The 13589-nt window shown below is 56.2% G+C and carries 12 protein-coding genes and 1 pseudogene; 7 read left to right on the plus strand and 6 right to left on the minus strand.

Annotated elements, in window-relative coordinates:
* The first annotated feature begins 13 nt into the window (after positions 1–13).
* Together C7534_RS27205 and C7534_RS27210 are read left to right on the plus strand one after the other, a co-directional pair.
* Positions 14–694 carry a Fe2+-dependent dioxygenase gene (locus C7534_RS27205; RefSeq protein ID WP_109787636.1) on the plus strand — a complete coding sequence of 227 codons (681 nt, stop codon included), beginning with the start codon at positions 14–16 and terminating at the stop codon, positions 692–694.
* Positions 691–1458, plus strand: coding sequence for a tetratricopeptide repeat protein (locus C7534_RS27210; RefSeq protein WP_109787637.1), 768 nt, complete (start codon positions 691–693; stop codon positions 1456–1458). Before C7534_RS27205 ends, C7534_RS27210 begins: the two co-directional genes overlap by 4 nt.
* 58 nt (positions 1459–1516) lie before the next feature.
* On the opposite strand, the gene C7534_RS27215 is transcribed toward C7534_RS27210, so the two are convergent.
* The 5 genes from C7534_RS27215 to C7534_RS27235 all read right to left on the minus strand — a co-directional run bounded on the left by C7534_RS27215 (position 1517) and on the right by C7534_RS27235 (position 6790).
* Positions 1517–2680 carry a type III PLP-dependent enzyme gene (locus tag C7534_RS27215; protein ID WP_109787638.1) on the minus strand — a complete coding sequence of 388 codons (1164 nt, stop codon included), beginning with the start codon at positions 2678–2680 and terminating at the stop codon, positions 1517–1519.
* A 659-nt stretch (positions 2681–3339) separates the two neighbouring features.
* Complete coding sequence (locus tag C7534_RS27220) at positions 3340–4497, minus strand: osmoprotectant ABC transporter ATP-binding protein OsmV (RefSeq protein WP_109787639.1); 1158 nt, start codon at positions 4495–4497, stop codon at positions 3340–3342.
* Positions 4494–5147, minus strand: a complete 654-nt coding sequence (locus tag C7534_RS27225; protein WP_109787640.1) for an ABC transporter permease — start codon at positions 5145–5147, stop codon at positions 4494–4496. Before C7534_RS27225 ends, C7534_RS27220 begins: the two co-directional genes overlap by 4 nt.
* A 12-nt stretch (positions 5148–5159) precedes the next feature.
* A complete protein-coding gene (locus C7534_RS27230; RefSeq protein WP_046031951.1) occupies positions 5160–6053 on the minus strand; it encodes a glycine betaine ABC transporter substrate-binding protein in 894 nt (297 codons plus the stop codon).
* Positions 6054–6073: 20 nt separating this feature from the next.
* A complete protein-coding gene (locus tag C7534_RS27235; RefSeq protein ID WP_109787641.1) occupies positions 6074–6790 on the minus strand; it encodes an ABC transporter permease in 717 nt (238 codons plus the stop codon).
* 490 nt (positions 6791–7280) lie between these two features.
* Between C7534_RS27235 and C7534_RS27240 the strand changes: the two genes are divergently transcribed.
* The 5 genes from C7534_RS27240 to C7534_RS27260 all read left to right on the plus strand — a co-directional run bounded on the left by C7534_RS27240 (position 7281) and on the right by C7534_RS27260 (position 13335).
* Entirely contained in the window at positions 7281–8864 is a 1584-nt protein-coding gene (locus C7534_RS27240; protein WP_046031953.1) for a peptide chain release factor 3, read from the plus strand.
* A gap of 407 nt (positions 8865–9271) precedes the next feature.
* The gene (locus C7534_RS27245; protein WP_109787642.1) at positions 9272–10663 is read left to right on the plus strand and encodes a DUF6002 family protein; all 1392 of its coding nucleotides are present in this window, start codon (positions 9272–9274) and stop codon (positions 10661–10663) included.
* A gap of 220 nt (positions 10664–10883) precedes the next feature.
* A complete protein-coding gene (locus tag C7534_RS27250) occupies positions 10884–11705 on the plus strand; it encodes a hypothetical protein (RefSeq protein WP_256594824.1) in 822 nt (273 codons plus the stop codon).
* The gene (locus tag C7534_RS27255) at positions 11698–12930 is read left to right on the plus strand and encodes an MFS transporter (protein WP_109787643.1); all 1233 of its coding nucleotides are present in this window, start codon (positions 11698–11700) and stop codon (positions 12928–12930) included. Before C7534_RS27250 ends, C7534_RS27255 begins: the two co-directional genes overlap by 8 nt.
* A 150-nt stretch (positions 12931–13080) precedes the next feature.
* Positions 13081–13335, plus strand: coding sequence for a hypothetical protein (locus C7534_RS27260; protein ID WP_077430885.1), 255 nt, complete (start codon positions 13081–13083; stop codon positions 13333–13335).
* Between the two features lie 131 nt (positions 13336–13466).
* On the opposite strand, the pseudogene C7534_RS27265 reads toward C7534_RS27260, so the two are convergent.
* A pseudogene (locus tag C7534_RS27265) lies at positions 13467–13589 on the minus strand (dipeptide ABC transporter ATP-binding protein); the annotation flags it as partial.

Consider the following 13589-nt stretch of genomic DNA (forward strand, 5'->3'; position numbering starts at 1 on the left):
AGGTGTCCCTGCCATGCTGCTGCACATTCCAGGCTTGTTCTCGAAAGAAGAAGTGCAGCGTATCCGCGAGGCTCTGGAACAGGCCGATTGGGCGGATGGCAAAATCACTGCCGGCTATCAGTCGGCTAAAGCCAAGCACAACCTGCAACTGCCTGAAGGTCATCCGCTGGCCAAGGAAGTCGGCGCGGCGATGCTCGAACGGCTGTGGAAAAATCCGCAGTTCATGTCAGCCGCGTTACCGCACAAGGTCTTCCCGCCGTTGGTGAACTGCTACACCGCCGGCGGCAGTTTCGATTTTCATATTGATAACGCCGTGCGCCAGCCCAAGGGCAGCATCGAGCGGGTGCGCACCGATCTCTCGGCGACGCTGTTCTTCAGTGAACCTGAGGACTACGACGGTGGTGAACTGGAAATCCAGGACACCTTCGGCCCTCAGCGCGTCAAGCTGCCTGCCGGCGACATGGTTTTGTATCCCGGCACCAGCCTGCACAAGGTCAACGCCGTCACCCGCGGCACGCGTTACGCGTCGTTTTTCTGGACCCAAAGCCTGGTGCGTGAAGACAGTCAGCGCGCCTTGCTGTTCGAGATGGATGGGGCGATCCAGCAATTGACGCTGGACATGCCGGATCACCCGTCGCTGATTCGGCTCACTGGCACTTATCACAACCTGCTGCGCCGTTGGGTCGAGGTATGAGTTATCAACTGCGCCGTGAGGAAGTCCTCGACGGTGACCGACTCAAATCCATGCTTGAGGAAAGTCCGGCACGTGCGGCTCAAGCCATTTTGATCGCCGCCCGAGAAGGCGTACTCGATGCTCAGGCACTGCTCGGGCAAATCCTGCTGGACGGCAATGGCATCGCACAGGACCAGCCGCTGGCCACGCGCTGGTTCGCGATTGCGGCTCAAGGTGGGCACTTGATGGCGCGCAACATGCTGGGTCGTTGTCATGAGCACGGTTGGGGCTGCGTGGCGGATGCCTCGATTGCCGCTCGGCATTACCGGGTCGCGGCGCAGGCCGGGCTGGATTGGGCGATGTACAACTACGCCAATTTGCTGGCCACCGGGCGAGGTGTAATCGAAGACCAGGCGCAGGCGTTCAGCTTCTATCGCCGAGCGGCTGAATTGGGTCACGCGAAATCGATGAACCTGCTGGGGCGTTATCTGGAGCAAGGACAAGTGTGCCCGGCAGACGCGGCATTGGCGCGTGACTGGTATCGCCGTTCGGCGGTCGGCGGGGATTTTCGCGGGCAGTTCAGTTATGCCGCGGTACTGGCCGAGGAGGGGGGCGTCGAAGAGGCAATGACCTGGTTGCACAAGGCATTAGCCGGCGGCAATCTGAATTTCCTGCGAGTGGCGAGCAAGGCATTGATGAGCGCCGTGAACCCACAGTTTCGCGAGTTGGCACCGGCGTATATCCGACGCATTGACGAGCTTGAACGACAACTGGCGCCTCTGTAGCGCAGGCACAAAAAAGCCCATGACTCGTCATGGGCTTTTTCATTTCTACGCGTAGCGCTTAAACGTAAAACGATTTCAGCGGCGGGAAGCCATTGAATTCAACAGCGCTGTAACTGGTGGTGTAGGCACCGGTCGACAACCAGTACAAACGATCACCAATGGCCAGGTTCAGCGGCAGGCCGTACTTGTAGTTTTCGTACATGATGTCGGCGCTGTCGCAGGTTGGGCCGGCGATGACCACTTCTTCCATCTCGCCTTTCTTCTCGGTCCAGATCGGGAACTTGATGGCTTCGTCCATGGTTTCGATCAGGCCGGAGAACTTGCCCACATCCGTGTACACCCAACGCTCGACGGCGGTGCGGGATTTACGTGCCACCAGCACCACTTCGCTGACCAGGATGCCGGCGTTGGCGATCAACGAACGGCCCGGCTCGAGGATGATTTCCGGCAGGTCGTCACCGAAGTCTTCCTTGAGGAAACGGATGATTTCTTCAGCGTAGGTTTCCAGGCTGTTGGTGCGGGTGATGTAGTTGGCCGGGAAGCCACCGCCCATGTTGATCAGCTTGAGGTGAATGCCGTCTTCTTCCTTCAGGCGTTCGAAGATCACTTTGACCTTGGCGATCGCCGCGTCCCAGACGCTGATGTCGCGCTGTTGCGAGCCGACGTGGAACGAGATGCCGTACGGCACCAGGCCCAGGTCGCGAGCGAGGATCAGCAGGTCCATGGCCATGTCGGTCTGGCAGCCGAATTTGCGCGACAAAGGCCAGTCAGCCGTGGTCGAGCCTTCGGTGAGGATGCGCACGTAGACTTTCGAACCTGGTGCTGCCTTGGCGATGTTGCGCAGGTCGGCTTCGGAGTCGGTGGCATACAGACGCACGCCCTTCTCGTAGAAGTAGCGAATGTCTTTGGATTTCTTGATGGTGTTGCCGTAGCTGATGCGATCCGGGCCGACGCCCTGGTTCATCACTTTATCGAGCTCGTAGATCGAGGCGATGTCGAAGTTCGAACCTTTCTCTTTGAGCAGGTCGATGATTTCGACGGCCGGGTTGGCCTTGACGGCGTAGTAGACCTTGGCGAATTCGAAACCGGCGCGCAGGTCGTCATAGGCCTGGGCAATCATCGCGGTGTCGATCACCACGAACGGGGTTTCCTGTTTGTCGGCGAAGGCCTTCATTTTGTTGAAAGTATCGCGCGCGAAATAGTCTTCGACATTGATCGACATACTTGGGACTCCTAGTGGCAAACATTAGTAATCAATGGGTGCAAATGAACGTCCTCCGTATCCCCACTTTGGTTCGCCTACTTCCCAAGGCATGTCGCCGAAAGCAAAAAGGCCATGGGAAGTGCAGCTTTCCCTTGGCCTTGCTGTCTCGTCGTCAGTACTTGAGCCGGATGGATCGTTTCCAGCATGGACGTTCGGCGCGAACTTTAGGGCGTGAGGGGCTTGAGATCAACAAAAAATGTCGCGTTTTTGCACTCTTCTGACGCGCGTTACGAGCATCACTCTTTGTAACCGACTCAGATGACAGTCGGATGTTCCCGAGGAATTGTGAAGTGTTAAAAATACCTGCACGTTCGACGCTTTTGTGCGCCAGATGGCTGATAACTACGATAGCGTCAACTTCGGCGACGTTGTCCACCAAAAGTTGAGTTGAGGGGGGATTTGGTTCTTTCAGAAGGTATTTCTGGATAGGTTTTGGAGGTGTCGCTGTTGATATTTTTTTCCGCTCTGTCGATCACTCCAAAATTGCACAGACCTTGTAGGACCGAGCCTGCTCGCGATGGTTTTTTACAGTCGACATCTTCGTTGACTGACATTGCGCTATCGCGAGCAGGCTCACTCCTGCAGGGTTTTGCATTTTTACCGGGTGATTGGAGTTATCAGGCGACCACCGCCTCGGCAGGCGACACGATGTTGGTCTTCATGCCGCGCGAACGACCTGAGCTCAAGTAAGCCGCAATCGACTCCTGCGTCACCTCGCCCAAAAACACTCGCTCGGCATCCATCACCGGCAGCCACGAGCGATTGAACTCGTACATGCGCGACAGCAGGATGCGTAAATGCTCGTCATACGCTGCGGTCGCGTTGAACTCGCGCAGGTACTGGCCGCAAGTACCATTCTGACGGTGCAGGTCGCGGCGTCTGACGTATCCCAATGCCTTGTTGTCAGCACAGGTCACCACGACATAGCGGCGGTCCAGTTCATCCATCAGTTCCAGCGCCTCGGCCACCGGGGTGTCCGGGCTGACCGACGGCGCGTTGTCTGCGGCGTCTTCGGCTTTCACCAGCAGCAAGCGCTTGAGGGTGCTGTCCTGGCCGACGAAGTTGCTGACAAAGTCGTCTGCGGGATGGGCGAGCAGGGTGTCCGGGTGATCGATCTGCAGCAGCTTGCCGGCGCGGAAGATCGCAATCTTGTCGCCCAGCTTGATCGCCTCGTCGATGTCGTGGCTGACCATGATCACGGTCTTGTTCAGAGCACGCTGCATCTCGAAGAACTCGTTCTGGATCATTTCTCGGTTGATCGGGTCGACGGCGCCGAACGGTTCATCCATCAGCAACAGCGGTGCATCCGCCGCCAACGCACGAATCACGCCGATCCGTTGCTGCTGCCCACCGGACAACTCACGCGGGTAGCGATTCAGGTATTGCTTGGGTTCCAGCTTGATCATGCTCATCAATTCGCGGGCGCGGTCGTGGCATTTCTGCTTGGCCCAGCCGAGCAGTTTGGGCACCACCACTATGTTCTCTTCGATGGTCATGTTGGGGAACAGGCCGATCTGCTGGATCACATAGCCGATGTTGCAGCGCAGGGTCACCGCGTCGAGGTCGGTGGTGTCTTCGCCGTTGATCAGGATCTTGCCCGAGGTCGGCTTGATCAGGCGGTTGATCATTTTCAGCGTGGTGCTTTTGCCGCAACCCGATGGCCCGAGGAACACGCAGATTTCGCCTTCATTGACGGTCAGGCTTACCGAGTCCACGGCTTTCACATCTTTGCCGTTACTTTGGAAGGTCTTGCTGAGGTTTTGAAGTTCGATCATTTCAGGAGTCCTTTTGGAGTCAGCGAGCGTTGCAGCCATTGCAGAAGCAGGTCGGCGAAGATGGCCAGCAGGCTGACCAGCACGGCGCCGACGATCAGCATCGACATGTCGCTGCGGCTGATGGAAGCGAGAATGAGGACGCCGAGGCCACCGGCGCCGATGGTCGCGGCGATGGTCATGACGCCAATGTTCATGACCACGGCGGTGCGCACGCCGGCGAGGATCACCGGCACTGCGATGGGCAGTTCAACCATGCGCAGGCGCTGGCCGAAGGTCATGCCGATGCCGCGCGCGGCTTCGCGGATGCCCGGCTCGACGCTGGTCAGCGCGAGGTAGGTGTTGCGCATGATCGGCAGCAGCGAGTACAGAAATACCGCCGTGATTGCAGGCATTGGGCCCAAGCCCTGGCCGAACTTGGAGTAAAACGGCAGCAATAGCCCAAACAGCGCAATGGACGGCACGGTCAGCAGCACCGTGGCGCTGGCTTGCAACGGGCCGGCGAGTGTCGGGAAGCGTGTCATCAGGATGCCCAGCGGCACGCCTGCCAGAATCGCCAGCGTCACGGCGATGCCGACCAGCGTGATGTGTTGCCAGGTCAGGTGCAGGACCAGCGGCCAGTCGAGATGGGAAAAGGCGTTCAGAAATTCCATGGCTTTTCCTCCTCAGTTGAGTGGGTGCTGGCGCAGGAAATCTGCGGCAACGGATGAAGGGCTTTGGTGATCGACATCGACCCGCGCGTTGAGCTGGCGCATGGTTTCGTCGTCGAACAGTCGGGCCAGTGGCTTGAGCTGTTCAGCCAGTTGCGGGTGTTCGTCGAGGAAGGCTTGGCGCACCACCGGCGCGGCGGTGTAGTCCGGGAAGTAATGCTTGTCGTCTTCGAGCAGTTTCAGCTTGAAGGCGTTCAATCGGCCGTCGGTGGTGTAGACCAGACCGGCAAACACCTGGCCATTGCGCAAGGCGGTGTAGACCAGCCCTGCGTCCATCTGGCGGATGTTTTTGCGGGTCAGGTTCATGTCGTACAACTGCACCATGCCGCCCAGACCGTCGGAACGGTTGGCGAACTCGGTGTCCAGCGCCACCAGGTGGTTGGCTTTGGCCTCGTCCCGTAGTGCCGTGTTCAGCTCACTGATGGTATTGATCTGCGGGTATTCATCCGCGACGTTTTTTGGCAGCGCCAAGGCGTAGGTATTGCTGAACTTCGACGGCGTCAGCCAGACCAGGCCTTTTTTCGCGTCGAGTTCTTTCACCCGGGCGTAGGACTGTTCGCTGTCGAGTTTTTCCGTCACATGGTTGTAGGCCACCAGCGACACACCGGTGTACTCCCAGAGCATGTCCAGTTGGCCACTTTCATGGGCGCTGCGGGCCAGATTGCTGCCCAAACCGCCGGTGACTTGAGTGTCATAACCTTTGCTGCGCAGGTATTGGGAAGTGATTTCCGCCAGCAGGGTTTGTTCGGTGAAGACCCGGGCGCCAATGCGGATGACCGGTTTTTCAGCGGCGTGGGCAAATCCTGCGAACAGCAGGATGCAGCCTAGTAAAAAGCTTGAGGTTTTCATGTTGATTCCTTTGCCGAGGCTTAAGACGGGCGCAAGCCGCGTTCGAGCCAGAGGCGGCTGGCGAGTGTCACCAGGCCGTCGAGCAGCAACGCCAGCAGGGCGGTGCAAGCCGCGCCGAGCAGCAATTGCGGCTGATTGTTCAGGGCGATGCCGGGAAAAATCAGGCTGCCCAGGCTGTTGGCACCAATCAGGAACGCCAGCGGTGCCGTCCCGACGTTGATCGCCAGCGCCACGCGCACACCACCGATGATGATCGGCACGGCGTTCGGCAATTCGACCTGCCACAACACTTGGGCCGGGGTCATGCCGATGCCGACGGCCGCTTCCTTGAGGGAGCCCTGGACGTTTTTCAGGCCTTCATAGGTATTGCGCACGATGGGCAACAGCGAGGCGAGGAACAGGGCGAAGATCGCGGGGCCGCTGCCGATGCCGAGGATCCCCAGGGCGATGGCCAGTACGGCGAGAGGCGGCACGGTGTTGCCGATATTGAAGAGCTGCATGAAGCGTTCAGCACGGCCAACCATGGTCGGGCGGCTGAGGAAGATGCCGGCGGGGATGCCCACAACGAGGGCGGCCAGCATGGAGGCGAGGACGAGAACCAGATGAGCTTGCAGGTAAAACAACAAATCGTCGCGGTAATGTTCGATCGTGTTGATGCCGATCCAGTGGATCAGCAGGGCCAGAAGGGCGAATACCAGCGCGCCTCCTATCAGCCCTTTGCCATAGTGGATAGCCACAGGCGGACTCCTTTTTTCTTTGTCGGCGAACGCAGTCCCGAGTGGCAATCCCATTCCTGGCTGCCGGGATTATCAACGTTCGCGAGAAGCAGCTCTTCATGCTGATGAAACCGCATGAGATCGAGCCATAAGCGCAGCCTCGTCAGGCTAACTGGCTGAATTTTCAGCCCCTGGTACGAGTGCCGTAACAGGGGAGTGGACGTCTGCACCTTTTAAAAGGTTCCATAATTAACAGCATTTAGCCACCCCGCATCTCGTTTTGCCCCTGTAGCAGCTGCCGAGCCGGCGAGGCTGCGTTCGGCGACGAAGTCGTCGTCAAGGCATCCATCGCTATCTGCCCGAGGCACCGCGGCGCCTGGTTTTACGACGGCTTCGCCGCCGGACGCCGCCTCGCAGGCTCGGCAGCTGCTACAGGCGAACGGTGGTTCGTAGGTCATGTTTTGAGCTATACTCGCCGCCCTTTTTTGAATCACCTGCCAGGCGATTTCCCATGACCAAACAGGCCGCCGAAGTCGCGAAACGCCGCACTTTCGCCATTATTTCCCACCCCGATGCCGGTAAAACCACCATCACCGAGAAGCTCTTGCTGATGGGCAAGGCGATTGCGATTGCGGGCACGGTGAAATCTCGAAAATCCGACCGCCATGCCACCTCCGACTGGATGGAAATGGAAAAGCAGCGTGGTATCTCGATTACCACGTCGGTCATGCAGTTCCCGTATCGCGACCATATGGTCAACCTGCTCGACACCCCGGGCCACGAAGACTTCTCCGAAGACACCTACCGCACCCTGACCGCGGTGGACTCGGCCTTGATGGTCCTCGACGGCGGTAAGGGTGTAGAGCCACGGACCATCGCGCTGATGGACGTTTGCCGTCTGCGTGACACGCCGATTGTCAGCTTCATCAACAAACTCGACCGTGACATCCGCGACCCGATCGAACTGCTCGACGAAATCGAAGCGGTCCTCAAGATCAAGGCCGCGCCGATCACCTGGCCGATCGGTTGCTACCGTGATTTCAAAGGCGTGTACCACCTCGCCGATGACTACATCATTGTGTACACCGCTGGCCACGGCCACGAGCGCACCGAAACCAAGATCATCGAGAAACTCGACTCCGACGAAGCCCGCGCCCATTTGGGTGACGAGTACGACCGCTTTGTCGAGCAGCTTGAGCTGGTGCAGGGCGCCTGCCACGAGTTCAACCAGCAGGAGTTCCTCGACGGCCAACTGACGCCGGTGTTCTTCGGTACTGCACTGGGTAACTTTGGTGTCGACCATGTGCTCGACGCCGTTGTGGACTGGGCGCCGAAGCCATTGGCCCGTGTGGCCAACGAGCGCACCGTCGAGCCGGTGGAAGAGAAGTTCTCGGGCTTCATCTTCAAGATCCAGGCGAACATGGACCCGAAACACCGCGACCGTATTGCCTTTATGCGTATCTGCTCCGGCAAGTACGAAAAAGGCATGAAGATGCGCCACGTGCGCACCGGCAAGGACGTGCGGATCGGCGATGCGCTGACCTTCTTCTCCTCCGAGCGTGAGCAACTGGAAGAAGCCTTCGCCGGCGACATCATCGGTTTGCACAACCACGGCACCATCCAGATCGGCGACACCTTCACCGAAGGCGAAGTCCTGGGCTTCACCGGTATCCCGCACTTCGCTCCGGAACTGTTCCGTCGCGTGCGTCTGCGTGATCCGCTGAAATCCAAGCAACTGCGTCAGGGTTTGCAGCAACTGGCCGAAGAAGGCGCGACCCAGGTGTTCTTCCCCGAGCGCAGCAACGACATCATCCTCGGCGCCGTCGGTGTGCTGCAGTTCGATGTGGTCGCCAGCCGCTTGAAAGAGGAATACAAGGTTGAGTGCTCCTACGAGCCGATCACCGTTTATTCCGCGCGCTGGATCGATTGCAGCGACAAGAAGAAGCTTGAGGAATTCTCCAACAAGGCCGTGGAAAACCTCGCGGTCGATGGCGGCGGTCACTTGACCTACCTGGCCCCGACCCGAGTCAACCTGGCACTGATGGAAGAGCGCTGGCCGGACGTGAAATTCCGTGCGACGCGTGAACATCACTAAGCGCTGAACAGTAAGACCCAAGCCCCGTTGCGCAAGCACCGGGGTTTTTTTATGACTGACGTTTGCCTGTAAAAGGGGGAAATTCATCTCGGGTGAACTAATGTTCCTTGATGGAAAACGATCCGCCATTGTTCGTCTTGCTTGCACAAAATCGAACTTCGCAGGCTGTTGGAGGGTGAGCACAAACCGATGATTATGTTGTGATAGCGGTTAAACAGAGACATGACTGATAGGTCGAGTCGATCAGGATGAAAGATGCTTCTGTAGGGTTTTTTTCCGATTTTTGTAGCTCGGCTCCGGTTTCAAGTTCTCTTGGCTTTTTTCACGGGACACGGCACTCGTTGAGGTCTAGCGTTCGTTGGGTATTTCGCAAGTAGCGATTTTCCACGTGCAGGAGCGCAAGACAAATGGACCTGATGAAAACCGACTCAAGTGCAACGGCGACACAAGGACCTAAGCCCCCGGTTTCTGTTCTCGAGCGTTATTACGAGCTTATCGTCAAAGGTGCTTCCGATTTCGAAGTCAGCAGCAGCGACGGTTCTTTCGAGCCTTCAATGAGGTTGCCTGCACTGGACTCCCGTATGCAGGATTTTCTTTCTGTTGCCACTGCACAGTTTTTTGAGTTAGGTCACTATCGAGGTGTACCGCTACGCCTGTTCGACCTGCGGCAAAACGCAAACACGCAAACAACGAAGACCTTTGCCTCCACGCTGATCGTTGCACGTGCTATCCGGCATATTCAGGAAACTGGCGAAAGCATTTTGTTGTTTTCCCCTTCTTCCGGTAACAAGGCTATTGCATTGCGTGATGCGGTTCTACGTGCGTTGAAAGCCAAACTTGTTCATCCCGAGCAATTACGTATTGTCACGCTGACACCTGCGCAAACTACCGATAAATTGCGTAGAACCGAACTCTACGATGACCCTCGGTTGCGTGCCCTGAACCCGATATTTGTCCTTGATGGCGACTCGCCGGAGGCTGTGAAGGTTATTGGTCAGCGGTTCAAAGAACTGTTCAGTCGTGAACCATTTGGTGATTCGAAGTTGTGGCATTCCCTGCGACTGGAGAATTATCGATTCTCTGACCAAGCCCGAGCTTTTTTTGATTTCGAGTATGGTGATGCTTGGGATACCGATCGAAAAACAGTGCATGTGCACGCGGTATCGAGCGCCTATGGGCTTCTTGGATATTGCTCTGGCGTAGAGGCGTTGAAACGCCTAGGAAAACAGGTTTCTACACCTTCGTTTCTTTTGGTTCAACACTTGGCTACCAGTGACATGGTTCTGCATTTGCTCGATGGAAATTTCGAGGGCACTTCTACTCCACTCTATACACAGGCAGACGACGGTCTGTGGGTGCAATCGGCGTCTGCACATTTTCCTGCTACGACTTGGAGTCCCGACGAGACTCTCGAATCCACTTTTTACACGCACTTGCCGCCTACCGCTGTGGAAATGACTGGGCATGTTCGGGCCAATGGAGGCTCTGGAATTGTCGTTTCGCTGTATGAATGTATGCAACGCTACAGTGAATGCGTTCAGATGCTCGCCAATACCTCAGTGAGGTTGCCCAGCGACCCTCGCGATCTGAAGGAGTGGTCATTGGTGATGGCGATGACCGGTTGCTTGAATGCGATTGATAGACAGCTATTGGAGGAGGTGGACGGTTGCACCATTCATGGATCAGGCACCTATAGTCTTGGGGACTATGAGGTTGTGCCGTTTGATGGGCTTTCATTCATTGCAACTGCTGATGAGATGATTGAGACCCTTCGTAACCGAAATAATGCTGAACGCTGATTTTCGGATGAGTCGGAAAACAGTCTGTCACTTTCGTATTTACAGTGGGGCCTCCCGAGCCGGAACTCTGGCTCGTCTTACGTATCTCGGGGTGAATGAGGGACTGCGGTACATCGCTCCTTTTGTAGCTCAATGCTTTTTCGAGAGTTCGTGTATAGACCAAGAAGGGACTTTGGAGTGGGAGCAACTGGATGACTTTATAAAACGAAATAAAGCCGACATGAGTTTGCTGATGACCTCATCGGATGTTATCCAGCAATACCAAAAACCAAGTGATGTTGTCGGGCTCAGTAGGATTCATCAAAAAGTTGATGTTTCTGCTGGTTGGGAGCACGTGCTGGGGCAACTATCTAATCGTGAAAGCAAACGCCGGGCTCAATCGATAAAACGTGGCTTTCAGTACGATGTGTCAATTGAAGATGAGGATTTTTTCTCCTTTTACCGCACCATGCATGTTCCGACGATGAACGCGCGTTACGGTGATTTTGCGCGAAGCGTGGAAGAGCAGGACGCTTTTTTGAATTTGTTCAAACGAGGCGTTTTGTTTCGAGTCCAGATGCATGCTGAGTGGGTTGCGGGAAGTGTTTCTCAGATTGACTGGTCTACGCGTACCTTGAATGCACGTTTGATCGGGATGAAGGGTGGGAGTGCAGTTTATCGTGCAAACGGTGCGCAGAATTTTGTTTATCACTCGATCCTTGAATGGGCCTCCAATCAATCATCCATCGACTGGGTCGATTTTCAAGGTTGTGAGCCATTTTTAAGCAAAGGAACATTCCAATACAAAAAGCGCTTTGGGGCTCAAGCTGTTGTTCCGGAAAACGGCTTCGGACAGTGGAGGATCTTGATTCGAATGCCGACGCTTTGTGCTGCGGTGCGAAAATTTCTGATTAACAACCCTCTAATAGGTCTGGATGCTGATGGCCGGCTACAGGCGCAGTATTTTTTCGATTCGGATCACGAGATTCGCTCAGACATTCCTTACGCCTCAAAAGGTATTTACAGCCAAGTGAACCGCAATCTGGACCAGTGGCATGGTTAGCCGACTTGCTCACCTTATTCGGTTGGATGGCTACTTCTGCTCTATGGCCTGGCTGCTTGCTGCGTTGATTTTCATCAGTCGGTTGAGCGCCATGGCCAAGTTGTTCATGGCGTTGTACCTGCGTCAGGCACTGGGGTTGCCGTTTGAAACGGTTGGATGGCTGTTGTCCGGTTACGGTGCAGGATTACTGATTGGGTCAATGGGCGGTGGAGTGCTGAGTGATCATTTCTCCACGGCGCGGCTTACTGCATTGTTGATGTTCGCCTCGGTGTGGATTTTGGTGCTATTGGGGCTGGTCACCGACGTGCCCTGGCTGGCTGGATTGCTGCTGTTCAGCGGTGTTCTCGATGGTGCAATTCGTACGCTTCATCAGCGTTTGATCCTGGAGTATTGCCATGTTGAGCGGCGTGTTCGTGCGCAATCATTGAGTCGAGTTGCCATCAATCTGGGTATGGCTATAGCTGGGGTGGTGGGTGGCGTTCTGGCACAGGCTGATTTTCGGTGGGTGTTTTTTGTCAGCGCGGCTATGACGTTATTGGCCTTGGTCTGGTTTGTCCGGTCGACTATTCATCGAGATGTTCTGATGTCGGATGAGTTCTATGCCGCAGCATTGGACGCCAGGTCCCCATTCCAGAACAAACCGTTCTTATGGTTACTAGCGGCTTCAGGTTTGCTCGGCCTTGCTTTCGAACCGGTCTACAGCATGTTGGGCAACTATTTGCTCGATTACTATCGACTGCGAGCTGAGGGTGTCGGATGGCAATTTGCGCTCAATGCATTGCTCGTGGTTTTGCTGCAAATTCCGTTATCCCATTGGAGTGAGTCATGGGGGGCGCGGCGGCAACTGTTGGCGGGCGCCTTTTTGCTCGCTTTCGGGCTTGGAGTTCTGCCGTTGGGGAGCGGGATGCTATTTGTCTGCCTATCGACCGTTGTCTGGACTGTAGGCGAAATTCTGTTTATGCCGACCTTGAACGTCCTGGTCATGCAACGTGCGCAAGTCGGTAGAAGTGGGCTTTATTTTGGCCTTTTCTCTATGTGTTGGGGGATGAGTGCGCTTCTTTCGCCGACCCTTGGCGGCCAGCTATATGGTCACTTTGGCGGGCATAGTGTCTGGATCGCAAGTGCGGTGTTGGCGATGTGTTCTATGCCGCTCATATACCAAGCGACACGTCCCTGTATGCATCCAGTGATCAAATCCTCGCTAAAGAGCGAGACGGCCACTTAAGGAGTTTGGAAATAACCATTATTCAAAACCATTCTGTCGATCCACGGCATTTCCACCCCTCCGTTAGCGTCCTATCTGGAGAACCACGCGGATCGGAACTAGATTTCACTCAGCGCCAGATAGGCACTCTACGAAAGGATGGAATCGACTATGAACAGATTGCTACGTGTTTTATTGCTGTTGAAAGTGATGGTGATGCTGTCACTCGGCACTTCGATGGCGTGGGCCGAGTGCACGCAACATGATGAGCAGGCTTCGAGCGGGCAGGGAGGATACAGTGGCTTGATGCTCGCCAAATCCGAATCCGAGCCAGGCGATCAGGGGCAGGGTGGTGCGGATAACGACGATGACTCGACGACTGACGAGCCGGATTCCGATGATGACGAAGGCGACAGCCAGTCGTAACGCCCGGAAAAAAGAAAACCCCTGCTCCCGTGCTGATGCGCAGTGGTGGGAGAAGGGGTTTCTGGTTAACGCTTCTTGATGACGTGTGCGATTCAATCGCTGTGGGAGTGAGCTGGCTCACTCCCACATTTTTATGCCGCGCCGTCGAGGAATTGCTCGGCGTAGTGGCAAGCCACCTGGCGGTTATCGAGAGGGCGCAGGGCTGGCTCTTCGGTGCTGCAGCGCTCGGTGGCATACGGGCAGCGCTTGTGGAA

The organism is Pseudomonas sp. OV226, assembly GCF_003148705.1.
GTDB lineage: Bacteria > Pseudomonadota > Gammaproteobacteria > Pseudomonadales > Pseudomonadaceae > Aquipseudomonas.